This window comes from Corynebacterium sp. zg-331 (assembly GCF_014267345.1).
In the GTDB taxonomy this organism is placed as follows: domain Bacteria; phylum Actinomycetota; class Actinomycetes; order Mycobacteriales; family Mycobacteriaceae; genus Corynebacterium.
This window is the reverse complement of the sequence record NZ_JACMYD010000001.1, coordinates 460,010-486,754: the sequence shown is the minus strand read 5'-3', so window position 1 is coordinate 486,754 and position 26,745 is coordinate 460,010. Positions and strand designations below refer to the sequence as shown.

Here is a 26,745-nt window from a genome sequence, read left to right as displayed (position 1 = left end):
GCCCGCCGCGGTGGAGTCAGCTCAGCAGCTCCGCTGCCCAAAAATCCCCCCGATCCGCGCCCGTGCCCGGGGGAACGAAGTACACCGCGGAACCGATGTGGGTGATCCACTGGTTGAGCCTATCGGCCTCATCCAGACGTTGCTGAATGGGGATAAACTGCACGGTGGGGTCTTGCTGGAAGCAAATGAAAATCTGCCCGGAATGGGAACGATCCTCCGCGCCCGGTTCCGGGGCGACATCCCAGTTATACGGGCGACGCAGGATGCGTTGTTCCGGATGGTCGGGCGGCGCCACCGCGCGCGCCATGTGGCTATTGGGGTCGATGACCGGCAGACCGTATTCGTCGCGCGCCCGAAAATCGGCGGGAGTGTGCTCCTCCCCCCCGGACAGCGGGGCTCCGCTGGTCAGCGTGCGACCCACCACCTCCTCGCGGGAGGGGCGATCGAGCTTTTCCCACTCGTCCATGTGCATCCTAATTCGGCGCACCACCATCGCGCTGCCGCCACGGACCCAGGCCGGACCCTGCTCTATCCACACCTGCTCGTTGAGTTCCTCCTCACCGCGGGGATTGACGGTGCCGTCTTTTTGCCCAAAGAGGTTACGCTTGGTCTCCTCCGGGGCACCGGCGGCGACGAACCCCTGCTGCAACCACTGCACCCCGGCGTAATCCGAACCGGAACGCACCATGCAGCGCATGGCGTGAGCCACGGTCAGTGGGTCGTCGCCGCAGATCTGAAGCACCAAATCGGACTGCCCCCAGCGCTCCTCCAATCGATCCCGTGAGAAGGCGGGAATGGGAGCCAGCCAGGCGGGACACCGCTCGGCCAGGCCCGCCGCCTCGAAGGCCCCCGGCCCCAAACCACAGGTGATCGTCAGCCGGGCCGGGTGGGAGGTCAGCTCCGGTTCCAGGCTGCCACGGGGGGTTCGTCCCGCGCACAGCTCCCGAGCGTCCTGCGTCCAGAGGGTGAGTAGGCGACGCAGGTCGCGCTTATCGACGCCGTCGCGCAGGGAAAAGGCCACCAGGTTCAGGTGGGGCTGCTCAGGGGTGGCGATGCCCGCCTGGTGGGGTCCATCGAAGGCCACGGTTTGCGTCGCCGAGGACGCCCCCGTCCGATCGCGCTGCTCACCCGAGGCGCGGCAGCCGGTCAGCACCGCGCCGCCAGCGGACAAGGAAAGCCCGGAGAGGAATCCCCGGCGGCTCACGGAACCCATAGGGCGCTACCCCTCCTTATGGGCGTGGTCACCGTGCTCGTGACCGTCTTGGCTGCCCTCAAGGTCGCCGTAGTTCTCCTCGCCCGCGCCGATGCTGCGCACCGGAATGGGATCCAGCTCGGTCTCGGAGCCATCGCCCAGGTTCAGCGTCACCGTAATCTCGTCGCCGGCAGCCACGGGGTGCGCATATCCCATCACCATCATGTGGTCGCCACCGGGACGCAGCTCGTGGGTGCCGTGCGCGGGGATCGCGAAGCCCCCGGACTTCTCCCGCATCACCCCGTCCACCACCTCGTGCAGCTGATAGTGTGCCTCGCCCAGGGAGGTGGTAAAGGACTCCACGGTGACGTCCTTGTCCGTGTCGTTGACCAGGGTGCCAAAGATACTGGTCATATCGTTGTCCTCCCCCTTGGCCTTGATCACCGCGTCGTCGAGCCGCACGTCCCCGTCGGCCTGTTCGTCGCTGTGGGAACAGCCCGCCGCCGTGAGCCCCAGCACCAGCGTGAGGATTCCCGCGCCAAGTTTGACAGCCTTCATGTTTTGGTTACTCCATTTCTTCAGAAAGACGACGATGTCGAGCCGTGGCCATTACCGCCACTGCGGCGATGGCCACGATCCCCAATCCTCCCGCGGACCACACCAGGGGTCCGGAGACAGAAGAAGCATTCTCGTCCTGAGATGCCTGCGACTCCGCGACGGCCGGATCATTCCCTCTTGCCACGCTGAAGGTGGTTTTACCCCGGGTGGCGTGACCGTCGGAGGAGGTGATCTGAAAGCCCACCGTATATCGGCCCAGGCCCGGATGAATATCCTCGGGCACGGTCACGCTGACCTTTCGCCCATCGAGCCGGGGCTCCTGGGAAAACAAGACTTCGCCGCTGTCGCTATCGCTCACCGCAAAGGTATTGAAAGTGTCCTTGGGGACGCCGGAAAAGGTTAAGATAATCTCGCGGGGAAATTCCGTCACCACGCCGCCGTCTTCGGGACTAGCCTCCGTCACGCTGTCGTGAGCGTGCGCAGCTTCCGGCATCATCATGCCCGCAGCACCCACACAAAGCACTGCCGCCGTCGTGGCGATTGCGCGGGAAAAAGCGATTCGCACCAGCATTCACCTCATGCCGTCGAGCCAACATGGACGAGAAACAGGATACTCGCGCCACCGGCGACGCAGCACCCTCATAGAGAAGTCGTTCCTCGCCCCTCCCGAGTTCCTCACTGTGTCTCACATCGCAGAAAGAAGAGGCCGCGGCTTTCCCCGCGACCTCTTCTTATTTCGTGGTCCCAGCTGGGATCGAACCAGCGACCTTTCCGGTGTGAACGGAACGCTCTTCCACTGAGCCATGGGACCGTGCCCGCCGTGCGGCTTGCGAGGAATAACCTAACATGCGGCTCGCTCACCCGCCTAATTCCCAGTTCAGAATGCTTTTTCACTATTTCCGCCCTGCCCGCCAGGCCTCACCATCAACCCCGCACCCCGTCTCCCCTACCCCGCGAGGCCACGGGAAAGCCACAGGAAAACCATCGCGCCGCTTCCATACCCCACCAAACAGGCGATTTGTCCCCACGTCCCCCTCGGTATAAAGTGTGTCATCGCACCACGGCGGAGCACCTACGCACCGCCTCGTGGCGCGCGGATGTAGCGCAGTTGGTAGCGCATCACCTTGCCAAGGTGAGGGTCGCGAGTTCGAGTCTCGTCATCCGCTCCGGGCATTCCCCTTTATCGCTTGCGCGTTTAGCTCAGCGGGAGAGCGCTTCCCTGACACGGAAGAGGTCACTGGTTCGATCCCAGTATCGCGCACAGAGGAGCAATCCTCCACGCGGATGTAGCGCAGTTGGTAGCGCATCACCTTGCCAAGGTGAGGGTCGCGAGTTCGAGTCTCGTCATCCGCTCCGGTACCACGTACCTGAGGCGGTTACGCCACGGTGGAATGGCCGAGTGGTGAGGCAACGGTCTGCAAAACCGTGCACACGGGTTCGATTCCCGTTTCCACCTCAAGAGTTAGCGCGTTTAGCTCAGCGGGAGAGCGCTTCCCTGACACGGAAGAGGTCACTGGTTCGATCCCAGTATCGCGCACAGAGGAGCAATCCTCCACGCGGATGTAGCGCAGTTGGTAGCGCATCACCTTGCCAAGGTGAGGGTCGCGAGTTCGAGTCTCGTCATCCGCTCCATTCTTGTTTTCGGGGTATAAAAATCACTATGGACATCGACGCCCTCCTCGGGCACCACGCTCCCCTGGGCAGCCCGGAAACCCGGGCCATCGCGATTAGCACCCCCACGGGAAGCTGCACCCTCCACGGAACCTCCGGCGCGCTGGGCAACGCCCTGGATACCGCCTTGCTCATGCGGTTGCGTCAGTGGGCAGACGTTGTTTTTTGCGGCGCCGCCACGATCCGCGACGAGGACTACGCCGGGGTGACGCTCGACACCGAAGCCACCCGGTGTCGCCAGGCGGAGGGACGCGCCGCGCTTCCCCCCATCGCCACGATCAGCGCCTCCCTGGACTTCGACCCCGCCAGCAGATTCTTCACGGATGCCTCCGTCCCCCCGCTCATCTTCACCTCCCGGGAGCATCACGATACCGAGCGCGCCGCCACGATCCGCCGCGCCGGGGCGCGGTTATTCTTCCTCGAAGATCCACAGCCCGCCCGGGTCATCGACCACCTCCGCGCCTTGGGCTACCCTAGGATCGTCTGCGAGGGCGGCCCCGGAATGTACGGGCGGCTCCTGGAGGCCGGGCTCATTGACGTCTTTCACCTCACCCTCGCTCCCCTGCTCACCTCCCGGGTGGAGCGAGCACTCGTAGAGGGCGCGAGCGCCGAACCCCACCGCTGGCGCCTGGAGCACACCTTCGCCCACCCCGACTCCACCCTCTTTCTGCGCTACCGTCGCGCGGCACCCGGTGGAAGCGCAGCCTAGCCGGGTACCATGATCGGGTGCCCTCTCTTCTGCGCGATCGCCTCGCCACCGCCTGGGTGGCACCCACCCCCCTAACCTCGCCGCGTTCCCATCCTCTTTCGCACACGGATCGCCTGCTGCGCCCCGCGCTATGGCCGCTGGCGCTGCTGAGCATGATCCACCTGGTGTGCTTCCCCGCGGCCACCGGGACGGAGACGGACGACTTCACCACGGTCTACCGCGCGCTCTCTCGCTTCCTCGACGGCGAGGTGGTCTATAGCGAGAACTACGCACACGTGGATCCCCATTACCTGTACAACCCCGGTGCCACGCTGCTTCTCTCCCCGCTCGGCCTACCCGGCGATCCCGCCTGCGCACGCATGGTCTTTATCCTGGCCAATGCCCTGGCCATCGCGGCCGCCCTCGGAATGCTCACCCGCCTCGTCGGATTTTCACTCCGCGGCTGGCTCTTCCCCGCCTCGATTCTCGCGGCCTCCGCCACGGAAGCCATGCGCAGCACCCTAATCTTCGCCAACATCAATGGCCTGCTCCTCCTCGCCCTCGTGGGTTTCCTGGCACTGCTGCTGGACCACCGACCCGGCTGGGCTGGGGTAGTACTGGGCCTGGCCATCGTCATCAAGCCGTTCTTCGCCCCCCTGTTGTTGCTTCCCCTAGTCAAAGCACAGTGGCCCGCGATCTTCTCCGCCGCATCCGTGGTCGCAGTGCTCAACGCCGCGGCCTGGCCACTGATGAGAGAGCCGGGACGCTACCTCACGGTGGTCGCTCCCTATCTCGGCCAGGTCCGCGATTATGCCAACGCCTCTCTTTCCGGCCAGGCGGTGTATTTCGCCATGCCGTCAGCGCTACAGACCATCGCCTCCCTCGTCCTGGCCGGATGCGTGTTCCTCAGCGTCTTCGTCCTATTACGGTGGCGCTACACCGATCCCCTCCTGTGGGCGATTACCACCTCCACAGCGCTGCTGAGCGGCGTCTTTCTCCTATCCTCCCTGGGACAGAAGTATTATTCTCTACTGCTCATCCCCCTCTTTTTCACTGTCGCTCAAAGCCGCAGCGTGGCACACCACTGGCTGACCTGGGTGGCCGCATATCTCATTTTCACCCCGCAGGTCTTTGCCTCCTCGGGCTGGCATCGGGAGTACGTCTTTACCACCGCCACCGTGACCGTGGGGTGGTCGCTCCTCCTCATCGCCATCGCCGGGACGGTGGTGGGCTGGTGGCGGCACCCTACCCACGAGCAGCACCCCGATGCACCAGCTCCCGGAATAATCCCCGCCCCCGGCGAGTTGCACCGGGAAGGCAGCCTTCCACCCCAGCAAAGGAGACCGCAGCCATGACCGATTTCACGCTCATCACCGATGACCAGTGGCGCGAGCGCCTTAGCGCGGAGGAATACCGCGTGCTGCGCCAGGCCGGAACCGAGGCACCCCACGTGGGCAAGTACACTTCCACCACAACGGAAGGCGTGTATTCCTGTAAAGGTTGCGGGGAAGAACTCTTCCGCTCCACGGAAAAATTCGAATCCCACTGCGGCTGGCCTTCCTTCTTTTCCCCCAAGGACTCCGACCGCGTCATCGAGCGCGAAGACCACTCCCTCGGCATGACCCGCACCGAGGTGCTCTGCGCCTCCTGCGGCTCGCACCTCGGCCACGTCTTCGCCGGCGAGGGCTACAAGACCCCCACCGACCTGCGTTACTGCATCAATTCCATCTGCCTAACCCTAGAGGAAAAACCCGTGGAATAACCCCGGCGCCTCCCCAAGGTTGCCCCTTGCTCAGGCCAGGCCCGTCAGCAGCTCCTCGGCGCTCTCCACACGCCGTCCGCTGTAAAACGGAACTTCCTCGCGCACGTGCAGGCGCGCCTCCGTGTAGCGCATCGTGTGCATGAGATCCACGATGCGATCCATGGAGCCGGCCTCAAAGGCCAGCATCCACTCGTAATCGCCCAGAGCAAAGGCCGCCGTGGTGTTCGCGCGCACGTCCTTGAAACCGGCCGCCGCGCGACCGTGCTCCGCCAGGATCCGACGTCGATCGGCGGGATCGAGTACATACCAATCGTAGGACCGCACGAAGGGATACACGGTCATCCAGCGCTCCGCTTCCTCCCCCATGATGAAGGAAGGCAGGTGGGACTTGTTGAACTCCGAGGGCCGGTGCAGGCCGTTGCCGCACCACACCAGCTCGGAGACCAGCCCCAGGGTCGTCTCCTTGCGGAAGGCATTCAGCGCGGCCTGGAGCTCGTCGAACTCCTGCGCGTGCCACCAGATCACGAAGTCCGCGTCCGCCTTGAACCCGGAGGCCAGGTATACACCGCGCACGGTCACCTTGCCTTCCTCGGCCAATGCGTCCAAGAAACCCTGCACCTGCTTCGCGGCCTGAGCGCGCTGCTCACCCAGCGCGCCGGGGGCAGTACGGAACACCGCCCACTGGGTGTAACGCTGCACTTTGTTCAGTTCCTCCAGGTCAAGCTCTGCCATGATCCTGTGGCCTTCCTTCCTCAATGAGACTCCTAGGCACGTACTACCCCATCATAAGTTGTAAGCGATGCCCGCGTGGAACGCCCCTTCCTCGGCGCGCCTCCGCGGCAAGCACCACCGCAATGTCTACCTTGGTGATCGTGACCGATTCCGATTCCCCCCCGACGCCGCCATCGTCCGCACCGGGTGCCATCCGCGGCCCGCAGGACTCCGAGGCCTGGCCCGCCGCCTTTTCCGCCGCGGTGGAATCCATGCACGCAGCGCGGCTGCGCCCGGAGTTATCCTTGGGCACCATCCGCCCCCCGCAACGCCTCGCACCCTATAGCCACGCGGTAGGCATCGAGGTGGAGCACCCCCGGGCAGACGTGGTACCCCGCGATTCCGAGGGCGACGCCTTTGGCCGCCTCATTGTGCTCCACGACCCCAAGGCCGAGGACACCTGGGAAGGATCCATGCGCCTGGTGGCCTACATTCAGGCGGATATGGACGACGAGGTGGCCTCCGATCCGCTCCTTCCCGAAGTAGCCTGGCAGTGGCTCACCGAGGGGCTCGGTGCCCAGGAGGCCCAGCATAGCAATTTAGGCGGCACCGTGACCTCCACCTCCTCGGTACGATACGGGGATATCGGCGGCCCGCCAAAGGCCTACCAGCTGGAGCTGCGCGCCTCGTGGACGGCCAGTTCGAATAACCTCGCCCCACATGTACAGGCCTTCGCCGAGGTCCTTGCCCACGTGGCCGGGCTACCCCCGGAAGGTGTCACCGAGTTGTCCCGCCCGCGTACCGCCTATGGGCGCTAGTCTTCTGCTCGCCCCAAAGGAAGGCACACCCCCGCTAGCACAGACCCCGGAGGACTTCGTCCGCGCGGCCGCCGCCCTGGCCCGGGGTCGCGGGCCCTTCGCCCTCGATACGGAGCGTGCCTCGGCTTATCGCTATGACGATCGGGTGTTTCTGCTCCAGGTGCGACGCCGGGGCGCGGGCACCTTCCTCTTCGCCCCCGAGGGCCACCGGCAGGAACTCCACGATGCCCTGGCACCCCTGCTAGGCGGGGCCCAGTGGGTGCTCCACGCCGCCGCCTCCGACCTCCCCGGGCTGGCGATGCTGGGCCTGCGCCCCGGGGAGCTTTTTGATACGGAACTCGCCAGCCGCATGGCGGGCTTCGACAAAGTCAATCTGGCGGCCATGACCGAGGCTATCTGCGGTTACTCACTCGCCAAGGGCCACGGAGCGGAGGACTGGTCCACGACGCCTCTCCCCCCGGAATGGCTCGCCTATGCCGCCCTCGACGTGGGCAGCCTCCTCGATCTCGCAGAGGCCCTCGCCGAGATTCTGGACGCCCAGGGCAAGCTGACCTGGCTGGAGCAGGACTGCTCCGCACTCGTCGATTCCGCCACCCCGCCCGCCCGATGCTGGGAAGGGCTCAAGGGGCTTGGCCGGTTGCGCCACCCCGCGCAGCGGGCACGGGCGCGGGCGCTGTGGCAGTCCCGGGAGAGCCTCGCGGCGCGGCGCGACGTGGCCCCCGGCAGCCTGCTGCCGGATAAGGTTCTGCTGGCTATCGCCGCCGATCCCCCCGTTCGCCCCGGTGACCTATGGCAGATCCCCGGGTATTCTCGGCGCAGCGACGCTCACCGTCAGACATGGCGGGCAGCGCTGCGCGATGCCCGCCATCTTTCCCCCTCCGACTATCCTCCGGCACCCACGCCGGCGAGGATTCCCCCGCACTCGCGCTGGCCCCAGGTGGCCCCGAAGGCCGCGCACCTTTTGAGCGCAGCCCAGGATGCCTTCCGCGATTGCTCCCGGAAGCTGGGCACCCCGAAGGAAAATCTCCTGCGCCCCAAGGTATTGCGGGCCGTGATCTGGGCTGCGGCCAAGGAACACCGGTTGCACGATACCGCCGATCTTCGTACGGAACTTCGCGCCCTCGGAGCTCGGGAATGGCAACAAGACCTCGGCGCCGCCCTGCTTGGCCCACTCCTGTGGGCCTAGCTCTCAGGCGAAAAGAGAACCCCGAGCCACTGCTCCACGCTCCCGGCGATGGCAAAGGCATCGAGGCCGACCTCCCGCAGCAGCTCAGCGCGCGAGGCGTGCTGGGGAAAGACGTCGGGAAAGGCAAGGTGACGCACCGGGGTATCTACCTCTGCGGCGGCCAAGGCCTCGCTCAGCTGCGCCCCGATCCCGCCTCGAATCACCCCGTCCTCCAGGGTTACCACCAGATCGTGATCGGCCGCCAGGGCGATCAGCGAGGCCGGAATCGGGCAGACCCACCGGGGATCCACCACCGTGATGCCCACCCCGGAGGTCGTCAAGGTTTCCGCCGCGGCCAAGGCCTCCCCGGCCAGCGCCCCGATGCTCACTATAAGCACCTCCACCCCGTCCTCGGGCGCGTCGGCGTAGCGCAGCACGTCCACCCCATCGGCCAGGGTTCCCACGGCGGGAACCGATTCCGGCAGCTCCCCCTTGGGAAAGCGCACCACGGTGGGCCCGTCTGTCACCTCCAGGGCCTCCCGGAAGAGCTCCGCGAGCCGCTCCCCGTCGCGCGGGGCGGCAATCGCCAAGCCTGGCACGAGGGAAGCGATGGCTAGGTCCCATACCCCGTTATGGCTGGGCCCATCGGATCCAGTGACCCCGGAGCGATCCAACACCAAGGTCACCGGTTGATGGAGCAAGCCTACGTCCATGAGCAATTGGTCAAAGGCCCTATTGAGAAACGTGGAATACAGGGCCACCACCGGATGTAGCCCCCCCAGCGCCAGACCGGCGGCGGAAGTCAGGGCGTGCTGCTCGGCAATGCCAACATCGAAGAAGCGCTCGGGGTATTTCTCCCCGAAGGCAGCCAGGCCCGTGGGGCCGGCCATCGCGGCGGTAATGGCCACCACGTCCTCGCGCCGCTCGCCCGCCGTGAGCAGCTCCCGGGAAAATACCGAGGTCCAACTCGGCCCCTTGGCTTGACTCACGGCACGGCCCGTGGCCGGATCGATCACGCCGGTGGAGTGCATGAGATCCGTCGATTCGGTGGCCGCCGGGGCATAACCGCGCCCCTTTTCCGTGACCACATGGACGATGATCGGCCCCTCGTAATCCCGGGCGTACGCCAGGACATTGCTCAGGGCCTTGAGGTTGTGTCCGTTGACCGGCCCCACATACTTCATGCCCAATTCCGGGAACATTTCCGTGGGCAGAACGGAGGATTTCACCCCCTCCTTCAGGGCGTGCAACGCGCCAAAGGCGCGCTCGCCCACCCACCCCAGGGACTTCAACGTGCTCTTGCCCTGTTCCATCACCCGGTCGTAGGTGCGCAACATGCGCAATTCGGCAAGGTTTTCCGCGAAACCGCCGATGGTGGGGGAATAACTACGCCCGTTATCGTTAACCACGATCACCACGTTGCGGGTCTTATCGGCGGCGATATTATTCAACGCCTCCCAGCACATCCCGCCCGTCATGGCGCCATCGCCCACCACCGCCACCACGCTGCGCTCGGATTCCCCGCGCAGCAGGAACGCCTTGGACAGGCCATCGGCATAGGATAGCGCCGCCGAGGCGTGCGAAGATTCCGTCCAATCGTGCTCGCTTTCCCCGCGGTCGGTGTAGCCGGACAGCCCATCCTTTTTGCGCAGGGTGTCAAAACGATCCCGACGCCCGGTAAGGATCTTGTGCACGTAAGACTGGTGTGAGGTGTCAAAGATGAGGGGATCCCGGGGGGAATCAAACACCCGGTGCAGGGCCACGGTGAGTTCCACTACCCCGAGATTGGGGCCGAGGTGCCCACCCGTGGCGGAGACCTTGGTCACGAGGAAGTCACGTATCTCCCGGCACAGCTGCTCTAACTGGTCGGCTTCCAGCGCCTTTAAGTCTGCGGGCGACGATATTTCACGGAGAATATCCATCAGTCTGCTCGGCTCCTTTTGCCTCACACCGGCGATTAGCGTTTGTTCTACTTTACCCCCGATCACTCCCCCGGAACGATCAGAGCCAGCGCCTCGCTGTGATGAGTTCCCGGGAAAGCGTTGATAAGCTCCAGCTTCTCCACCCGATAGCCGTTGTCGCGCCAGGCACGCAGATCCCGGGCGAAGGTGGCCGGATCGCAACCGATATGCACCACCGCCTTGGGCCCGGCCTGGGCGATGCCGCGCACCACCTCCGCGCCCGCCCCGGTGCGCGGCGGATCCAGCACCACCGCCCGCGGGGCCGGGAGGGTGCTCAAGCAGCGCTCCACCCGGGAGCCGCGCACCACCACATCGTAGGGCTCCAAGCAGTCCTGCGGCCGGGTGGTGGCGGCGTGGGAGGCGTCCACGGAATAAATGCGTGTCTGGCTCCCCAAGGCCGCGGCCAACGGCGGAACAAAGAGACCCACGCCACCGTAGAGATCCCAGGCCACGGCGGGCGAATCGGAGGGCCCGCCCAAGGCCTGCGTCAGCCACTGGATCAGGCGCTCGCTATAGGCCTCCGGTGCGCGCCGGTGGGCTTGCCAAAAGGCCGTCACCGGGAAGCGGAAGGTGTGCCCGGCCACCGTGTGCGACACCTCCGGGTCGCCCTCGATGGTCTTCCCGAGGCGCTCCGTGCGCCGACCACGCGCGGCCCGCCGCGTTTCCACCACATGCCGCTGACCGTCGTCGCCCATCACGGCCACCACTTCCGCCCCCGGGCTGAGCTCTCGGGCACCGTCGCCCACCAGGCCATCGAGCAGGCCGGCCACCGGCTGCGCACAGGCAACCTCGGTGATGAGGTCGTGGGAGGCTAATCGACGCACACCCGCGCGACCCCGATCGTCCACGCCCAGCCTGGTGCGCGTGCGCCACTGCGTCGCGGGCTCCAAAGGAGTAGTCGCCACGCGCTCGGAGCGAATGCCGCCGATGCGGAAGAGCTGATCGCGCAGCACGGTCTCCTTGATCTGTATTTCCGCCTCCGGGGTCAGCGCGGCGAAATCGCAGCAGCCCGCCCCGCGCTCGGCCGCCTCGCACCGAGACGCCCCGCGCAGCGGCGAAGCCTCCAGCAGCCGCTCGGTGCGACCGCGTAGAAAAGAATGCTTGGCCTTGGTAACGCGCACGTCCACGGTATCGCCAGGAAAAGCCCCGGACGCGAACACGATGCGCCCGTCAAGGGTGCCGATGCCCTCCCCGCCGTGCGCCATCCGGTCGATGCGCACGCGCACCGTTTCCTGTTTATCCGTCATGTTCCGGTGATTCCTTTCGCTCGGGGGAACACTTCGCCACGGCGGCATCGGCGCGGCGCACCATGACGATCGTCAAAACCGTCACCACGCCCGTGAGCGGCCACCCCATGAGCATCCTGGCCACGGCGAGGTCGGTGGTAGAAAAGTCCTCGTAAAGGACCCTTTGCACCAGGAATCGCGAAAAAAATACCGCGGCCCAGCCCGCGGTGGCCCAGGAGTAGGCGCGGCGCGCCCGCACTACGGATCGCCACGTCATCGCCTCGCCGTTAAGGCCCTTCCACATCAATCCCACCAGCGGCCAGCGCACCAGGATGGACACCAGCGCGGCGATGCCCAGCACCAGCGAAGCCCAAATGCCATAGAGGAAGTACCCCTTAGCGTCGCCCATCCACCACGCGATCGCCGCGCAGATCCCCACGCCAAACAGCCCGGAGATAGCGGGCTGCAGGGATTCCCTGCGTAGCAACCGCCAGAAGAATATGAGCAGGGCGGCCCCCAGGGCCGCCACCAGGGCCGGGGTCAGCCCCCAGAGGGTATTGACGGGCACCAGCACCAGCACCGGCAGCGTGGAGGACACCAGCCCGGTCAACCCACCCATCTGTTCGAGAAGGGTGGGCTCCGGGGTGGTCATCGTCTGATCTTCCACGGAGATGAGGCCCTACTGCTGGTTTTCCTGCTCGGCGCGCTGCTTCATCGCCTGATTGACCTGGTCCACCAGCTGCTTGGGCAGGGCCACCGGCAGGGAGTTACCAGCCAAGATAGGCTGCTCGCCGCGGTAGACAAACGTACGCGCGGCGAGCTCACGGCCCAAGGTGGCAAGCTCATCGGCGGCCTCCAACGGTCCGGCGAGCGTAAAGCGCAGCATCCAGCGCGGGCCGTCCACGCCGATGAGGCGAATCACCCCCGCGGTCCCTCGGGTCACGATCTCCCGACCCCAGGGACCATCCTCGATCTCCGGCTCGAGGCCATCGCCTCGCATTTGATCCACGATCTCCGTCACCGCCTGGCGCCACTGGCTACCGGAGCGGGGAGCCGCAAAGGCCACGGGGGTAATCCGACCGTGGCGGGTCACCACGTGGAGCATCCGCGGACCCTGCTCGCCCATCTCCACCTGGACCTGCGACTCGCTGGGCAGGGGCAGCTTAAGGGAACCAAGGTTGAGGATGCCGCCGGCAAAATCGGAGAAGTCAAAGTCCTCGATGTCCACGGAATCGCCGTCGAAGGGGCCCGTATCGCCGTTGATCGCGTCGTGGCGCAGCGGCAACCCCTCCGCACCGGCGGCGGGGTCTTCCGCCTCGGTAGAGGCCGGGACGTGCTGCACCTCCGGGTTGTCGGGAGACGGTGCCGCAAGGGCGCTGCCCTGCTCCTCCGTGGAGGGATTCTTATCCTTCTTGCCAAACGGCCACAAAGCCATGTGGGTGTCACGTCCTTTCGTGTACGGCGATCGCGGAGTGGGAGGGTATCGATTTATCAGTCCTAGGATAGCCATACCGCCAGCCTGGGACGCGATGGGGCGAGGCTTTTAGTCAATCCCCGTCGAACCATACCCCCCTGTGCCGCGCTCGGTCTCATCGAGTTCCTCCACCTCCAGGAAGTCCGGCAACTCCACTCTTTGCACCACGAGCTGCGCAATACGGGTGCCGCGTCGAAGGTGGATCGTTTCTCTCGGATCGAGGTTGATCAGGCACACCTTGACCTCGCCTCGATAAGCGGAATCGATAGTTCCGGGCGCATTGACGATGCTCAACCCCTGGCGCGCCGCCAGGCCCGAGCGCGGATGCACCAGGCCGACGGTGCCGTGCGGCAAGGCGATAGCAATGCCGGTACCCACGACAGCCCGCTCTCCCGGAGCCAGATCGACGGATTCGGCAGCGTAGAGATCCACGCCCGCGTCACCGGGAAAGGCCCGCGTGGGCAGCGGAAGCTCCGGGTCAAGGCGTTTGACTTTGATCGAGGAAAGCGCATTCACCAGTCCCACCCTACGGCCTGTCGCCTATCCGATGCTAGAGCCACCCTCCCACGCCACGGCACTGCCGCAGCGGCGTCACGATGACGTAAGCTAGAAAGCCGTGACTGACTCCGCCTCCCCCGCACGCACTGTTCTCTACCGGGAACGCCAGTGGGTGCCACTGTACTGGTGGCTCCTCGCGTTCGGCTTGGTGGCCCTGGTGACCGCCCAGCTCGCCCACAATCGTTCCCCGGTCTGGCTGGTGGCACCCGCGGTTATTCTTTCCTTGGTGGCCGTATGGCTATTGCTGTGGCTTTCCTCCACCGTGATCCAGGTGGAGCGCGACGCCGAGGGGATACGCTGGCTGCGCGTCGGCGGGGCGATCTTGCCGCACGAGGTAGTAGACCGCAGCTTGGCGGTGCCCGCCACCGCCAAGCGCAACGCGATGGGTCATCAGCTCGATCCCGCGGCCTTCGTGGTCTCCCACGGGTGGGTGCCGGAGATGGCAATGATCGTGCTCAACGATCCCGAGGACCCCACTCCCTATTGGCTCATTGGCTCGAAGAACCCCGAGGCCCTCCTGGAGGCCTTTACCCAAGGCGCATGACCCCTTTACCGTCGGGGCATCGCCACCCCGGGTCCCCCTCGGGGCATAAACTCCCCTATGTTTCTTTAGGCGCAGTCCTGGCAGATGACGGCACCGTCGTCCTCCACGTGGGAGATACGGTTTTTGCGCTGCACCAGGAAGCAGCTGGAGCAAGTGAACTCGTCAGACTGGCGCGGCACCACGGTCACGTTGATTTCCTCGCCGCTGAGATCCAGCGTCGGCGGCTCAAAGGAGTCGATGATCTCCCCATCCTCGTTCATAGAGGAGTTCTCCGCTTCCGCGGCCTTGATGCCCTCCAGGGAATCGGTCTCAAGCTCGTCCTCGGCCCTGCGTCGCGGGGCGTCATAATCGGTTGCCATGCGGTTCACCTCTGGCGTCGTCGTCGTGCCACGCCAGCCCGTGGTCCTGTCGCACGCGAAGCGTGGGGACACGCGCCCGGCTGGCGTTGTGTTCTTGGACGCGCATATTAAACCACACGACTAGCCCTGTCATATCCCCAGGTAAAAGGATATTTTACCGTGTCGGACCACCGATAATCGCACGACCGATACCGTCTGCTAATCGCCCAGGCGCGTCCCCGCCCCGGCGTCGTCGATAACCCGCTTCATCTCGGCGGCCACCCCGGGCGCCGCGGCGAATGTGCGGCGGCATTCCTCGCCCGGCACCGAGAGCGCCGGCGCTTCTACCACGGCTCCCGCCTCCTGCGCGATGAGCGCGCCCGCCGCATAATCCCAGCAATGGATCCCGTGCTCGTAGTAGGCATCCACCCGTCCTTCCGCCACGGCGCACAGGTCGAGCGCCGCCGAACCCAGGCGGCGAATGTCCCGCACCCGCGGCAGAATCTCCTGCAATGCCCTCGCTTGCTGCGCACGGCGCGCAGCATGGTAGGAAAAACCCGTGGCCACCAGCGCCTGAGCGGCTTGCTGCGTCTCCGTGACGCGCAGCTGCGTCACGCGCTTCCCGCGCACCACCTGGGCACCGCACCCGCGCGCGGCCCGATAGAGGGAGCCATCGGCCACGTTCATGACGGCGGCGGCTACCACGGTGCCGTCGATAGCTGCGGCGAGGGACACCGCGTAGTGCGCGAGGCCATAAAGAAAGTTCACCGTGCCGTCGATGGGATCGATGATCCACGACACCCCCGTGGTGGAGCGCTGGCTGGAGCCTTCCTCCGCGATGATCCCATCGCCCGACCGCCGCGCGGCGATCGCCTCCACCAGGAGTTCCTCGGTCATGGTGTCCACCACGGTCACCGGATCCACCGAGGAGGTCTTGGTGAAGGTATAGGGGCGTAGGTCGCCCAACTCCGCTTTCTTCTTCTCGATGGCTGCGGCGGCCTGTCTCACCCAGTCCTGAGCAAGGTCGCGCAATAAGGTCGGGTCCCGATCATCCGTCATGCACCCCATTGTGCCGATTTTGTACACTCCGAGGCTATGAGCAGCATCGGTTTTGGCATCGACGTGGGCGGTTCCGGGGTCAAAGGAGCCCGAGTGGATATGCGTAGCGGGGAATTCGCCTCCGAGCGGATCAAGATCCTTACCCCCCAGCCCGCCACCCCGGAGGCGGTGGCCGAGGTAACCGCCCGCATCGTCGAGCGGGCCGGATGGAGCGGGCCGGTGGGCATCACCGTGCCCGGCATCGTGCGCAACCACGTCGTGGAAAGCGCCGCCAACATCGATTCCTCCTGGGTGGGCACGAACGCGCGAGAACTCTTTTCTCGACACCTCGGCGGCCGAGCCGTGACCGTCCTCAACGACGCAGACGCCGCGGGCCTGGCGGAGGTTGCGTACGGGATCCCCGAGGCCGCCACCGGCCCGGTTATCTTCCTCACTCTGGGGACGGGGATCGGTTCGGCCATCCTTATCGACGGCCATCTCTACCCCAACAGCGAACTCGGACACCTGGAGGTGGGCGGCAAGGAGGCCGAGCGTCGCGCCTCCTCCACCGTCAAAGAACGCAAGAACCTGAGCTACGCGCACTGGGCCAAGCGGGTGGATAAGGTGCTGCACGCCTACGAGGCGTTATTCTCCCCCTCCCTGTTTATTGTGGGCGGGGGCATTTCCCGGAAGTCCGAAAAATGGGTGCCGCTGCTCACGTGCCGCACGCCGGTTCTGCCCGCCCGCCTGCTCAATACTGCGGGTATTGTGGGGGCAGCCATGGCCGCGCAGCGGCTATCCACCACCTAGGGCATTACCTGCTACACTGTGCGGTTGTCTATCGTGGCCCAGCATTGTAGGGACCACGTGCCCAGCGCAGCGATGGTGCCCGGAATCCTTCCGGGCCGCTATTGCTTGTGGATACGGGTATCATCCTTGGATGGTTTGAGGAAGCATCAAGCAAGTCGAAAGGGCGTACGTGGTAGCCACCACTACTTCAGGAAATTCCGGTGCGGGAGAAAACGAGGCGCATCAGCCTGTTTCCTCCACCGCTACCGCGAAAAAGACTGCCAAGAAGACCGCACGCAAGGCTGCGCGCAAGGCCGCGCCCCGCAAGGCCGTGGCTACCGCCCCGGAGGCTTCCACGGCACCCGCCGCCCCCGAGGCCACCTCGCAGGCTGCCGATGCCACGCCCACCCCGGTAAAAAAGACCGCCAAGAAGGCGGCCACAAAGACGGCTAAGAAAACAGCGAAAAAGACCGCACGCAAGGCTGCGCGCAAGGCCGCGGCGAAAAAGGCCGCCAAGAAAACCACCCGCAAGACGGCCGCGAAGAAGACTCCCGCTCGTCCGGCAAAGGTCAAGGAGGCACCCCCGGCCCCCGTGGAGGAGGATGAGACCCTCACGGAAGAGGAGCTCACCCCCCACGAGGAGGAACAGGACTTCGATCCCGATCTCGACGAGGACGACGATTTCGATAGCGAGGATGTCGAGGAGGACGACGATTTCGATAGCGAGGATGTCGAGGAGGTAGATGACACCGAGGTGTCCGAGGACGAGCCCGAGGACGACGGCGACGAGGAGAGCGAGAGTTCCTCGGTCTGGGACGAGGACGAGTCCGCCGCGCTGCGTCAGGCCCGCAAGGACGCTGAGCTGACGGCCTCCGCGGACTCCGTGCGCGCCTACCTTAAGCAGATTGGCAAGGTCGCGCTGCTCAACGCCGAGCAGGAGGTCTCCCTGGCCAAGCGGATCGAGGCCGGGCTGTACGCCACGTACCGCATGGAACAGATGGATGAGGCCTTTGCCGCCGGGGACAAGGATGCCAAGCTCACCCCGGCCGTAAAGCGCGATCTTCGTTCCATCGCCCGGGACGGACGCAAAGCAAAGAACCACCTGCTAGAAGCCAATCTCCGCCTGGTGGTCTCCCTGGCCAAGCGCTACACCGGGCGCGGCATGGCCTTCCTCGATCTTATCCAGGAGGGCAACCTGGGCCTCATTCGCGCGGTGGAAAAGTTCGACTACACCAAGGGCTATAAGTTCTCCACCTACGCCACCTGGTGGATCCGCCAGGCCATCACCCGCGCCATGGCGGATCAGGCGCGCACCATCCGTATCCCAGTACACATGGTGGAGGTCATCAACAAGCTCGGGCGTATTCAGCGCGAACTGCTCCAGGACCTGGGCCGCGAGCCCACTCCCCAGGAACTCGCCCGGGAGATGGACATCACCGAGGAAAAGGTGCTGGAGATCCAGCAGTATGCCCGCGAGCCCATCTCCCTGGACCAGACCATTGGCGACGAGGGCGATAGCCAACTGGGCGACTTCATCGAGGATTCCGAGGCCGTCATCGCCGTCGACGCCGTCTCCTTCACCCTGCTCCAGGATCAGCTCCGGGACGTACTGCACACCCTCTCCGACCGCGAGGCCGGCGTGGTCAAGCTGAGGTTCGGCCTCACCGACGGCATGCCGCGCACTTTAGACGAGATCGGTCAGGTCTACGGAGTAACTCGGGAACGCATCCGCCAGATCGAGTCCAAAACGATGTCGAAGCTGCGCCACCCCTCGCGCTCCCAGGTTCTGCGCGATTATCTGGATTAGGAACCTCGGGTCATCATCACGCGAAGCCCGTGCCCACCGGAGCACAACCGCCGGTGGGCACGGGCTGTTGCCGTGCGGATCGAGACTCAGCCCGCCATATGCTGAATCACCCCCTCGATGCACTGCGTCTGCTCATCAGAGCCATCGGGGTATTTATCCCTGCAATCAATGATGTCGCCGCTATTGCGCGCGATGAGCACCGTCACCACGACGGTGGTCACGAGGCTGATGATGAAGGCCGTGGCGGACATCACCAGGCCCGCCACGGATCTACCCATGTGGCGGCCCTCGGTGGTATTTTTCTTCGCCTTGCGCACGGCTAGTATGCCCACGATGATGCCGACCAGGCCCACCAGCAGAGGCGCTACCACGACGATCAGCGAGGCGAGGGAGGCGATGCCCACCCCCAACGCCCAGTTGGCCAGGTGGTTCTTCTCCACCGTCGCGGCCGTCCACCCCTCGTCCGGCTCCGTGGAGGTGTGCGGCACCTGCACCAGCGCGGGGACATCCTGGGCCGGCTTCTCCGGTTTCTTATCCCCCGCGGCCGCCTTGGGTTTCTCCTTCTTTTCTCCCGGGGCGGGGATCCTCGGAGCCTTCTCCACGGTCTTTTTCCCCTCGGCGGCGGCCTCCTCCAGGCCGGGCCACGCCGCAGCAGACGCCCCCTGTTTCTTCTCAGCGGCCTTCGCGTCCTCGGCGGACTCCTCCCCCGGTGTCCCCAGTGGAACGGAGATGAGGGGGGCAACATCCCCCTCGGGTTTCTTATCGGGCTGCTTGGCGTAGGGGTTTTTCCCCGAATCGGTCATCACATAATCCTTTCACCGGTTATCCGCATGATATTGGGAAACATTAACATTCCCGCCTCTCTCGCTCGCTACCTCGATTCCCTGGGCTCCCACCGCTGCGGCAGTCCGTCCTTGCCGTAACTCAGCCTCCGATGCAGTGTCTCCAGCGGTCCCGACTTCCCGGCGCACTCTAGCGCCACGGCGGCCAGGAGCGTGAGAGCCCACACGGCCACCGCGATCAACGACTTCCCCGCGGCCCCCATTCCCTCCGCGAGGTGGAGGGTAAAGGGCAGGACCACAAGGAAAAATAGCGCCGATTGGGCCACATACCCGGACATGGACCGTTTGCCCAGGGCCACCAGGGCGCCGATGACCGGGTGCATCGTGCCGTCCCGCTGCCAGCGGCGCTGCGCGGGCTGCACGAGCAGGGCGATGGCGGCCACAAGGCCCGGGCCAGTGACAAAGCCGGCGGCCTGGTTCAGTGCGTAGAGCGGCCCTCTCCAGGCTGCGGGCAGCACGCCGATCTCCGCCAGGCCCCAGGGCAGGCCCACGAGGAGGATGAACGCCGCGGCGATGCTAGCCCACGCCATGAGTCCGCGTCGGTGGGCGGGAACGTCGTGCAGCATGAGCAGGCGGGCCATGAGCAACCCCACGATCATCGGCGGCAGGAGGGAAAGGAGCAGCAGAGGACTCAGGATGGTCATGTTCACCAGGGTGAGGGCACCAAACTCCAGGTAGGAGAGGTAGGTCTCGGGGGGCGTTGGTGTCCCTTCGGAGACGAGGTTGAGCACAAAGACGGCGATGGCCCCGAGTAACCAGACACCACCCGCAATTCTCTGGAGGGTTTTGTTGCTCAGGGCGATGAGCCCGGTCAGAACGAGGCCGCACATGCCGTAGCTGAACATGATGTCTCCGTAGAAGAGAAAAATCATGTGGATGGCGCCAAAGAGGATGAGCCAGCCGTACCGGCGCAGCAGCACCAGCTGGGCGTTCATCCGGGGGTATCCCCGGCGCAGCAGGCTCAGCGAGATCATACCCACGCCGAATCCCAGGAGGGTGGCAAACATCGGCAGGCCCCGCACGTGCACGAACATAGCTCCGAGAACCACGGCGATCTTGTCGGCAAGGGAGTCCCCGCGTACTCCCCCGATCGCGGACGCCGTCATTGCTTCTCCCGCCGGGGCCCAGGCGGTCACCACGTTGGCTAGGGCGATAAAGAGCAGCATGAATCCCCGGGCCACATCGGGGGCGAGGAATCGGGTGGACACGGCGTGATTGTTGTGGGCCGGTGGCGTCATGGCGTCCTTTCTGGCGAATCGACTGTCGGTGGTTGTTACCACTTGCGCAGGTAAGCGATGCGGTCGCGCAGTTGTTCCGCCGAGCACATTGCCGTGGGCGGTCCCCCGCAGACCCGACGCGCCTCGTTATGGATGGAGCCGTGCGGGCGTCCCGTGCGCGCGGCGGTCATCGAGACGATGGCGTTGAGCTTCTTGCGCAGGATGGGCAGCTCCTCGCTGGCCACTCGGTCGCGGGCGGCCTGCGCCCCGGCCGAATCCTGGGCACGGGCCCGGCGTTCCTTGTCCCGCTCGGCCTCGGCGGTGCGGGCATCGAGCTGTTCCTTTTCCCGCTTGCGCAGCAGGGCGCGCATTTGCTCGGCGTCAAGGAGGCCGGGCAACCCCAGGTAGTCCGCCTCCTCGGCCGAGCCGGTGAGCGCCCCGGTGCCGTAGGTGGAGCCGTCGTAGATGAGGGATTGCAGCTCGGCCTCGGCGCCAAGGGATTGATAGCTGCGGTCGAGGTCTGGCTCGTTTTTTTCTTTGTTGGCCTCGGCCAGCAGTTCGTCATCGAGGCCGTCGGAGGGGCGGTCGGGTTGACTCAGCACGTGGTCGCGGGACTTTTCCAGCTTGGCGGCCAGATCCAGCAGCACGGGCACGGAGGGCAGGAACACCGAGGCGGTCTCCCCCGGGATGCGCGAGCGCACGAAGCGCCCGATGGCCTGGGCGAAGAAGAGCGGCGTGGAGGCGGAGGTAGCGTAGACGCCCACGGCCAGCCGGGGCACGTCCACCCCCTCGGAGACCATGCGCACCGCCACCATCCATTCGTCGGTGGAACGGGAGAATTCCGCGATGCGTTCGGAGGCACCCGCCTCGTCGGAGAGCACCACCGTCACCGGGGTCGCCGAGATACGTTCCAAGATGGCGGCGTAGGCGCGGGCGGTCTTGGTATCGGAGGCGATGACCAGCCCCCCGGCGTCGGGCATGTTCTGCCGCAGTTGGATCAGGCGGGTGTGCGCGGCGGACAGCACCGCCGGTATCCATTCGCCCTTGGGGTCGAGCGCGGTGCGCCAGGCCCGAGCGGTTTGTTCCGCGTTGAGGGGCTCGCCCAGCCGGGCGGTATATTCCTCGCCGGCACTATCGCGCCAGCGGGCCTCGCCGGAGTAGGCCAAAAAGACCACGGGGCGCACCACGCCGTCGGCCAGCGCGTCGGAGTAGCCGTAGGTATGGTCGGCCTGGCTGACCAGGTGTCCCTCGCCGTCCTCGGCGTAGCGCACGAAGGGGATCGCGGAGTCATCCGAGCGGAAGGGAGTTCCTGTGAGCGCCAGGCGATGCGCCGCGTCAGCGTAGGCCTCGCGGATGCCATCGCCCCAGCTTTTGGCGTCGCCGCCGTGGTGGATCTCGTCGAGGATGACCAGGCTGCGCCGCGCGGTCGATACGGAATAGTGCTTGAACGGGTGCAGGGCTACCTGGGCGTAGGTGACCACGATGCCGTCGTGGGAGGCATTGACGGCATCGGAATTGCGGAAGTTCGGGTCGAGCGAGATGCCCACGCGCGCGGCCGCGCTGGCCCATTGCACCTTGAGGTGCTCGGTAGGCACCACGACGATCACGCGATCCACGGTGCGGTTATCCAGCAGCTCGATGGCCACGCGCAGCGCGAAGGTGGTCTTGCCCGCGCCGGGGGTGGCCACCGCGAGGAAATCCTTGGGCTTTTTCACCAGGTAGGTGGTCAGTGCCTTGCGCTGCCACTCGCGGAGCTGCCCCTTGACGCGGCCCGTCACTTTTTCCGCAGGCCCTTGTACACCCGTTCGCAATCGGGGCATACCGGGGAGCCTGGCTTGGCCTGCTTGGTCACCGGAAAGGTCTCTCCGCAGAGGGCCACCACCATGTTTCCGCTGACGGCGGACTCCACAATCTGGTTCTTCTTGACGTAGTGGAAGAACGTGGGCCTGTCGTTATCGGTGGTGGTTTCTTCCCTGATCTCGGGGCGATCAATCGTCGTGCTCGTACTCACCCCACCCATCATGCCCCACCCGTGCCGGTGCGGGCCACACGCCCGGTTACCCTGGGAACATGGATTCTCACGGTGCCTCCCCGGATCCCGGGACTATCGATGCCCCCGTCGGCGCTTCCCCGCCGCGGCGGAGGGTATTGCCGGGCCCGCGGCGGAGGGTGGCACTGATTACCGACGCCCATCGCACCCCGGAGCAGAACCTTCGTCACCGGGAGCGCCTGTACGGGATCATGCAGGGGGTGCGCCTGCCCCTCATCGCGCTGGCGCTGCTCGCGCTGGTGGCCTGGAATAACTGGGTGATCGCCGGGGTGTTGTTCTGCGTGTCCATTCCCATGCCGTGGATCGCCGTGGTGATCGCCAACGGGCGCGGGGAGCCCCGAGATCCGCGCGTCCGGCGAGTGTATAAACCCGCGCTGGCACGCCAACAGCAGGCCACCGCCCTCGAGGCCCGCGCGGGGAAGCCCGAGATCTCCGCCTCGACGAGCGCCGATGACCACGCCCGCCCCGACCCCGCAAAGGATGCCTAAGCCATGTCCCTGTCCCTTCTGAAGGATGCCGCCGGCATTCTCGTTCCGTTACTGCGCGACGCGCAGTTCACCGCGGCAGGCATTCGCCGCCACCTCGGCCCAGAGGCCACTGGTGCCCTGCATCGCGGCGAGCCCGCCGCCGTGCGGCGCGCCACCCTCGATGATTCCCGCTTGTCTTTTCTCGTGCGGTTCTTTCTCCTCCACGACGAACTACCGTGGGAGCGCTGCCTCGATGCGCTGGGAGCGGAGGCATGCCAAAGCCTACGGAAGGCAGAAGCCCTTGTCGCGTGCGCGGACCGGGCGCGCACGACAATCGACGTCTACCCCCACGTGCTCTCCGGTCGAGATCAGTGGGTGTTCTCCGACGCCGATGCCTCCATGATCGCGCATGTTCCCGGACCCGATCACGTTCTGGGTGTGGGCGCGGCCAGTATCTCCCTGCTCGATTCCGTGCCCACCTCCCCGGTGGACAGCGTGCTCGATCTGGGCACCGGCTCGGGTGTGCAGGCCCTGGGGCAGATTCCCTATGCGCGGCGCATCACCGCGACCGATGTGCACCCCCGCGCCCTGGATTTCGCCCGCGCCACCTTCCGCGGGGCGGCCACCGCCGAGGATGCCGCTTTCCCGGAGATCGAGGTCCGCGCGGGCTCCTGGTTCGAGCCGGTGGCCGGGCGGGTATTCGATCGGATCATCACCAACCCTCCGTTCGTGGTAGGCCCGCCCGAGGTGGGGCACGTCTACCGAGATTCCGGCCTCGCCCTCGACGGTGCCTCGCGCCTGATTCTCTCCCAGGCCCCGCGCCACCTGCGCCGGGGCGGCACCGCGCACGCGGTGGCGGCCTGGGTTCACCGCGAGGGTGAGGCCTGGCAATCCCGTGTGGCCTCCTGGCTGCCCTCCCACGGGGTGGCGGCCTGGGTATTACAGCGCGACGTGGCCGATCCGGCCCTCTACGTAGGCACCTGGCTGCGCGATGAGTCCCTCGATCCACGCGGCGACGAGGCTGCCCAGCGCAGCGAGCAGTGGCTCGACTTCTTTGCCACCGAGAGCGTCACCGGCGTAGGCTTCGGCTTCGTGGCCCTCCAGCGGCTAGCCGACGACGAGCCCAGCGAGGTCATAGTCGAGGAACTCAGCCACGACTTCCAGGATCCCCTGGGACCGGAGGTGGAGGAATACTTCGAGCGCAGTCACTGGCTGCGCGGCCTTCGCGGTCACGAGGAGGTTCTCTCCTGCCGCTTCGTCCTACGCCCCGGCGTGGCTCGTGAACGCATCGGGATAACCGATACCGCCACCGGCATGGGATTTCGCCCCGCCGTGCAGCGACTGAGCCGCACGGATGGGCCGCGATTTAGCCACGAGGTGGACGAGCACATCGCGGCCATCGTCGCCGGCCTGCATCCCGAGGGGCTGAGCCTGGGCGAGGTGGTGCGCCTTTACTGCGCCGCCCAGGATCTCGCCGCCGAGAGCATCCTACCGGAGGTCGCCGCGGCGGTGGTCGATCTGGTACGCCACGGCCTGCTGCTGCCCGCCGATCTCCTCGCCGGGGGTCGCACGCATGGCGAGGAGTCTCGATGAAGGCGGTGGTAAGCAGGGTCACCCGGGCGGCAGTGCTAGTGGAGGGGGAAATGGTGGGGGCCTTAGAAGAACCCGGCGTCCTGGCCCTGGTGGGCGTGCACCGCGAGGACACTGCACAGGACGCGGTCGCGATGGCGCGCAAGATAGCGCAGCTGCGGCTGCTCGACGGCGAGGTCAATGCCGTCGACGCCGCGGCCCCCGTGCTGGTCGTCAGTCAATTTACCCTCCAGGGGCGCACCTCCCGCGGGCGTCGTCCCTCCTGGGCGCAGGCTGCTCCCGCCGAGGCTGCGGCCCCGCTGATCGAGGCGGTGGTATCGGAGCTTCGGGCCCAGGGCCTACGCGTGGAGCAGGGTCGGTTTGGCGCCATGATGCAGGTGGAATCCGTCAATGACGGTCCCTTTACCCTCCTGGTGGATACCCGGGAAAAATAAGCGGGAACTAATGTGCGGGGTCGGGCGTTGTACTTTGCAGCATCGGTGAGAACGAGGAGGCATTCATGACAGCGTCGGTGACCGAGTTTGACCCTGACGAGCAGGATCGCGGCAGCCGCCGCAACCAGACCAACGATAACCCCTCCGCCGACCTCGTCAGGGTGTATCTCAACGGCATCGGCAAAACTGCGCTGCTCACCGCCGAGGACGAGGTGGAATTGGCTCAGCAAATCGAAGTCGGTCTCTACGCCGAGCACCTCCTCGCCCACGCTCACGAACCCCTCACCCGGGCCAAAAAGCGCGATTTGAAGGTGCTGGCCCGCGAGGGGAAAAAGGCCCGCAGCCACCTGTTGGAGGCTAATCTCCGCCTGGTGGTCTCGCTGGCTAAGCGTTACACCGGGCGCGGCATGCCGCTGCTGGATCTGATTCAGGAGGGCAACCTGGGCCTCATCCGGGCCATGGAAAAGTTCGATTATTCCAAAGGCTTTAAGTTTTCCACCTACGCTACCTGGTGGATTCGTCAGGCCATTACCCGCGGCATGGCTGATCAATCCCGCACGATCCGCCTGCCGGTGCACCTAGTAGAACAGGTCAATAAGCTCTCTCGGATCAAGCGCGAGCTCTACCAGCACCTCGGGCGCGAGGCCACCAACGAGGAGCTCGCAGAGGAGTCCGGCATCGATGAATCCAAAATCGAGATGCTGCTGCGCCAGTCCCGGGATCCCGTGAGCCTGGACATGCCTGTGGGGGCCGATGAGGAGGCTCCCCTGGGGGACTTCATCGAGGATGCCGAGGCCGCGGACGCCGAGAGCGCGGTAGTCGCCTCCCTGCGCCACTCCGATATTCGTTCCGTGCTCTCCACCTTGGAGGAGCGCGAGCAGGACGTCATTCGGCTGCGCTACGGCCTCGATGATGGCGTGCCGCGTACCCTCGATCAGATCGGGCGGCGCTTTGGGCTCTCCCGGGAACGCGTGCGACAGATCGAGCGGGAGGTCATGAGCAAACTGCGCGATGGCGAACGCGCGGCCCGGCTGCGCGATTATGCCCAATAATGAGGCTTCCGCCGCGCTTCTCCGGCCTTCTCTCAACGAGGAGTCGGCGGAGCGGGTAGTGTGATGGTCACTTCCATAGCGCAAAAACATAAAAAGAGGTAAACAGTGAAAGATCTCGTCGATACCACCGAGATGTATCTGCGCACCATCTACGAACTTGAAGAAGAAGGCATCGTTCCCCTGCGTGCCCGCATCGTGGAGCGCTTGGAGCAATCGGGCCCCACGGTCAGCCAGACGGTCGCCCGCATGGAGCGCGACGGCCTGCTGCACGTGCGTCCGGATCGCAGCCTACTTTTGACCGATGAAGGCCGCGAGCGCGCCACCGCTGTGATGCGCAAGCACCGCCTCGCGGAGCGACTGCTCACCGACGTCCTCCACCTCGATCTCGAACAGGTTCACGATGAGGCCTGCCGCTGGGAGCACGTGATGAGCGACGAAGTGGAACGCCGGGTCGTCGATGTGCTGGGGGACGCCGCCTACTCCCCCTTCGGCAACCCCATTCCTGGTCTCAAAGAACTGGGGATCGATAGGGAGTCTCCCAGCGAGCGCGGCATACGCCCCGTGGATCTCCCCGAGGGCCGGGATATTCCGGCCCTGCTGCTTCAGGTCAACGAGATCGTGCAGATGGAAAACCGCCGCCTGCGCGCCTTCGCTGACGCTGGCATCGGCATAGGTTCCGAGGTGATTGTGCGCAACGAAGGCGGGCTGGTCACCATCTCCAAGGCGGACAAGACCATCGAGCTCGCCGACGACCTCGGGCACGCCATACGCGTGGAACCACTGGAGGGCTAGG

At 65.7% G+C, this 26,745-nt stretch carries 28 protein-coding genes and 7 tRNA genes; 19 read left to right on the top strand and 16 right to left on the bottom strand.

The window, feature by feature from the left end:
• Positions 1-16: 16 nt before the first annotated feature.
• The 4 genes from H7347_RS02415 to H7347_RS02400 form a co-directional block, all read right to left on the bottom strand.
• Positions 17-1,213 carry a Dyp-type peroxidase gene (locus tag H7347_RS02415; RefSeq protein ID WP_152820904.1) on the bottom strand — a complete coding sequence of 399 codons (1,197 nt, stop codon included), beginning with the start codon at positions 1,211-1,213 and terminating at the stop codon, positions 17-19.
• A 6-nt stretch (positions 1,214-1,219) separates the two neighbouring features.
• On the bottom strand, positions 1,220-1,750 hold the full coding sequence (locus H7347_RS02410) for a copper chaperone PCu(A)C (protein ID WP_152820902.1): 531 nt from the start codon (positions 1,748-1,750) through the stop codon (positions 1,220-1,222).
• A 7-nt stretch (positions 1,751-1,757) separates the two neighbouring features.
• The gene (locus tag H7347_RS02405; protein WP_152820900.1) at positions 1,758-2,321 is read right to left on the bottom strand and encodes a copper resistance CopC family protein; all 564 of its coding nucleotides are present in this window, start codon (positions 2,319-2,321) and stop codon (positions 1,758-1,760) included.
• A 168-nt stretch (positions 2,322-2,489) separates the two neighbouring features.
• A tRNA-Val gene (locus tag H7347_RS02400) sits at positions 2,490-2,561 on the bottom strand.
• Between the two features lie 282 nt (positions 2,562-2,843).
• Here H7347_RS02400 and H7347_RS02395 point away from each other — a divergent pair.
• The 9 genes from H7347_RS02395 to msrB all read left to right on the top strand — a co-directional run bounded on the left by H7347_RS02395 (position 2,844) and on the right by msrB (position 5,871).
• Positions 2,844-2,916: transfer RNA gene (locus tag H7347_RS02395), tRNA-Gly, on the top strand.
• 23 nt (positions 2,917-2,939) lie between these two features.
• Positions 2,940-3,011, top strand: a tRNA-Val gene (locus tag H7347_RS02390).
• Between the two features lie 19 nt (positions 3,012-3,030).
• A tRNA-Gly gene (locus H7347_RS02385) sits at positions 3,031-3,103 on the top strand.
• Between the two features lie 32 nt (positions 3,104-3,135).
• Positions 3,136-3,206 (top strand) — tRNA-Cys (locus tag H7347_RS02380).
• Positions 3,207-3,215: 9 nt separating this feature from the next.
• A tRNA-Val gene (locus H7347_RS02375) sits at positions 3,216-3,287 on the top strand.
• 19 nt (positions 3,288-3,306) lie between these two features.
• A tRNA-Gly gene (locus H7347_RS02370) sits at positions 3,307-3,382 on the top strand.
• Positions 3,383-3,410: 28 nt separating this feature from the next.
• The gene (locus H7347_RS02365; protein ID WP_152820899.1) at positions 3,411-4,130 is read left to right on the top strand and encodes a pyrimidine reductase family protein; all 720 of its coding nucleotides are present in this window, start codon (positions 3,411-3,413) and stop codon (positions 4,128-4,130) included.
• A gap of 17 nt (positions 4,131-4,147) precedes the next feature.
• Complete coding sequence (locus H7347_RS02360; RefSeq protein ID WP_370513888.1) at positions 4,148-5,464, top strand: glycosyltransferase family 87 protein; 1,317 nt, start codon at positions 4,148-4,150, stop codon at positions 5,462-5,464.
• On the top strand, positions 5,461-5,871 hold the full coding sequence (msrB, locus tag H7347_RS02355) for a peptide-methionine (R)-S-oxide reductase MsrB (protein ID WP_152820897.1): 411 nt from the start codon (positions 5,461-5,463) through the stop codon (positions 5,869-5,871). Before H7347_RS02360 ends, msrB begins: the two co-directional genes overlap by 4 nt.
• A 30-nt stretch (positions 5,872-5,901) precedes the next feature.
• On the opposite strand, the gene hemQ is transcribed toward msrB, so the two are convergent.
• Entirely contained in the window at positions 5,902-6,603 is a 702-nt protein-coding gene (gene hemQ, locus H7347_RS02350; protein WP_152820895.1) for a hydrogen peroxide-dependent heme synthase, read from the bottom strand.
• 140 nt (positions 6,604-6,743) lie between these two features.
• Between hemQ and H7347_RS02345 the strand changes: the two genes are divergently transcribed.
• Both H7347_RS02345 and H7347_RS02340 read left to right on the top strand, forming a co-directional pair.
• Positions 6,744-7,400, top strand: coding sequence for a DUF3000 domain-containing protein (locus H7347_RS02345; protein ID WP_370513887.1), 657 nt, complete (start codon positions 6,744-6,746; stop codon positions 7,398-7,400).
• Positions 7,390-8,586, top strand: coding sequence for an HRDC domain-containing protein (locus H7347_RS02340; protein ID WP_152820891.1), 1,197 nt, complete (start codon positions 7,390-7,392; stop codon positions 8,584-8,586). Before H7347_RS02345 ends, H7347_RS02340 begins: the two co-directional genes overlap by 11 nt.
• On the opposite strand, the gene dxs is transcribed toward H7347_RS02340, so the two are convergent.
• The 5 genes from dxs to dut all read right to left on the bottom strand — a co-directional run bounded on the left by dxs (position 8,583) and on the right by dut (position 13,742).
• Positions 8,583-10,487: a 1-deoxy-D-xylulose-5-phosphate synthase gene (gene dxs / locus H7347_RS02335; RefSeq protein WP_152820889.1), complete on the bottom strand. Its 1,905-nt coding sequence runs from the start codon at positions 10,485-10,487 to the stop codon at positions 8,583-8,585. The genes H7347_RS02340 and dxs overlap by 4 nt on opposite strands.
• A 62-nt stretch (positions 10,488-10,549) precedes the next feature.
• Positions 10,550-11,773: a class I SAM-dependent RNA methyltransferase gene (locus tag H7347_RS02330; protein WP_152820887.1), complete on the bottom strand. Its 1,224-nt coding sequence runs from the start codon at positions 11,771-11,773 to the stop codon at positions 10,550-10,552.
• Positions 11,763-12,404 carry a DUF3159 domain-containing protein gene (locus H7347_RS02325; RefSeq protein ID WP_152821314.1) on the bottom strand — a complete coding sequence of 214 codons (642 nt, stop codon included), beginning with the start codon at positions 12,402-12,404 and terminating at the stop codon, positions 11,763-11,765. The genes H7347_RS02330 and H7347_RS02325 overlap by 11 nt, the downstream gene beginning before the upstream one ends.
• A 27-nt stretch (positions 12,405-12,431) precedes the next feature.
• Complete coding sequence (locus H7347_RS02320) at positions 12,432-13,187, bottom strand: DUF3710 domain-containing protein (RefSeq protein ID WP_152820885.1); 756 nt, start codon at positions 13,185-13,187, stop codon at positions 12,432-12,434.
• Between the two features lie 108 nt (positions 13,188-13,295).
• Complete coding sequence (gene dut, locus H7347_RS02315) at positions 13,296-13,742, bottom strand: dUTP diphosphatase (RefSeq protein ID WP_186337128.1); 447 nt, start codon at positions 13,740-13,742, stop codon at positions 13,296-13,298.
• 100 nt (positions 13,743-13,842) lie between these two features.
• Here dut and H7347_RS02310 point away from each other — a divergent pair, with 100 nt between their 5' ends.
• Positions 13,843-14,328 carry a DUF3093 domain-containing protein gene (locus H7347_RS02310; protein WP_186337127.1) on the top strand — a complete coding sequence of 162 codons (486 nt, stop codon included), beginning with the start codon at positions 13,843-13,845 and terminating at the stop codon, positions 14,326-14,328.
• A 65-nt stretch (positions 14,329-14,393) separates the two neighbouring features.
• Here the strand turns inward: H7347_RS02310 and H7347_RS02305 are convergent, their stop codons facing one another.
• Positions 14,394-14,687, bottom strand: coding sequence for a DUF4193 domain-containing protein (locus tag H7347_RS02305; protein ID WP_152820883.1), 294 nt, complete (start codon positions 14,685-14,687; stop codon positions 14,394-14,396).
• 198 nt (positions 14,688-14,885) lie between these two features.
• Positions 14,886-15,725: an inositol monophosphatase family protein gene (locus H7347_RS02300; protein ID WP_152820881.1), complete on the bottom strand. Its 840-nt coding sequence runs from the start codon at positions 15,723-15,725 to the stop codon at positions 14,886-14,888.
• Between the two features lie 36 nt (positions 15,726-15,761).
• Here H7347_RS02300 and ppgK point away from each other — a divergent pair, with 36 nt between their 5' ends.
• Positions 15,762-16,514 (top strand): polyphosphate--glucose phosphotransferase, encoded by a 753-nt coding sequence (gene ppgK / locus H7347_RS02295; RefSeq protein WP_152820879.1) that lies wholly within the window; start codon positions 15,762-15,764, stop codon positions 16,512-16,514.
• Between the two features lie 169 nt (positions 16,515-16,683).
• Positions 16,684-18,300 (top strand): RNA polymerase sigma factor, encoded by a 1,617-nt coding sequence (locus H7347_RS10660; RefSeq protein WP_186337126.1) that lies wholly within the window; start codon positions 16,684-16,686, stop codon positions 18,298-18,300.
• 86 nt (positions 18,301-18,386) lie between these two features.
• Here H7347_RS10660 and H7347_RS02285 read toward each other — a convergent pair whose 3' ends face one another.
• From H7347_RS02285 to H7347_RS02270, 4 genes are all read right to left on the bottom strand, one after another.
• Entirely contained in the window at positions 18,387-19,103 is a 717-nt protein-coding gene (locus tag H7347_RS02285; protein WP_152820877.1) for a DUF4190 domain-containing protein, read from the bottom strand.
• Between the two features lie 68 nt (positions 19,104-19,171).
• Entirely contained in the window at positions 19,172-20,380 is a 1,209-nt protein-coding gene (locus tag H7347_RS02280) for a DUF418 domain-containing protein (RefSeq protein WP_227658944.1), read from the bottom strand.
• A gap of 35 nt (positions 20,381-20,415) precedes the next feature.
• Positions 20,416-22,179 carry a DEAD/DEAH box helicase gene (locus H7347_RS02275; RefSeq protein WP_152820875.1) on the bottom strand — a complete coding sequence of 588 codons (1,764 nt, stop codon included), beginning with the start codon at positions 22,177-22,179 and terminating at the stop codon, positions 20,416-20,418.
• Positions 22,134-22,370, bottom strand: a complete 237-nt coding sequence (locus H7347_RS02270; RefSeq protein WP_186337125.1) for a DUF3039 domain-containing protein — start codon at positions 22,368-22,370, stop codon at positions 22,134-22,136. The genes H7347_RS02275 and H7347_RS02270 overlap by 46 nt, the downstream gene beginning before the upstream one ends.
• Before the next feature lie 59 nt (positions 22,371-22,429).
• Here H7347_RS02270 and H7347_RS02265 point away from each other — a divergent pair, with 59 nt between their 5' ends.
• The 5 genes from H7347_RS02265 (at position 22,430) to H7347_RS02245 (ending at position 26,744) form a co-directional block, all read left to right on the top strand.
• On the top strand, positions 22,430-22,897 hold the full coding sequence (locus H7347_RS02265; RefSeq protein ID WP_152820871.1) for a DUF3099 domain-containing protein: 468 nt from the start codon (positions 22,430-22,432) through the stop codon (positions 22,895-22,897).
• A gap of 3 nt (positions 22,898-22,900) precedes the next feature.
• On the top strand, positions 22,901-24,469 hold the full coding sequence (locus H7347_RS02260) for a class I SAM-dependent methyltransferase (RefSeq protein WP_152820868.1): 1,569 nt from the start codon (positions 22,901-22,903) through the stop codon (positions 24,467-24,469).
• Positions 24,466-24,900 (top strand): D-aminoacyl-tRNA deacylase, encoded by a 435-nt coding sequence (dtd, locus tag H7347_RS02255; RefSeq protein ID WP_152820866.1) that lies wholly within the window; start codon positions 24,466-24,468, stop codon positions 24,898-24,900. The genes H7347_RS02260 and dtd overlap by 4 nt, the downstream gene beginning before the upstream one ends.
• A gap of 65 nt (positions 24,901-24,965) precedes the next feature.
• The gene (locus H7347_RS02250) at positions 24,966-25,952 is read left to right on the top strand and encodes a sigma-70 family RNA polymerase sigma factor (RefSeq protein ID WP_152820864.1); all 987 of its coding nucleotides are present in this window, start codon (positions 24,966-24,968) and stop codon (positions 25,950-25,952) included.
• Between the two features lie 105 nt (positions 25,953-26,057).
• The gene (locus H7347_RS02245; protein WP_186337124.1) at positions 26,058-26,744 is read left to right on the top strand and encodes a metal-dependent transcriptional regulator; all 687 of its coding nucleotides are present in this window, start codon (positions 26,058-26,060) and stop codon (positions 26,742-26,744) included.
• The last annotated feature ends 1 nt before the right edge of the window (position 26,745 follow it).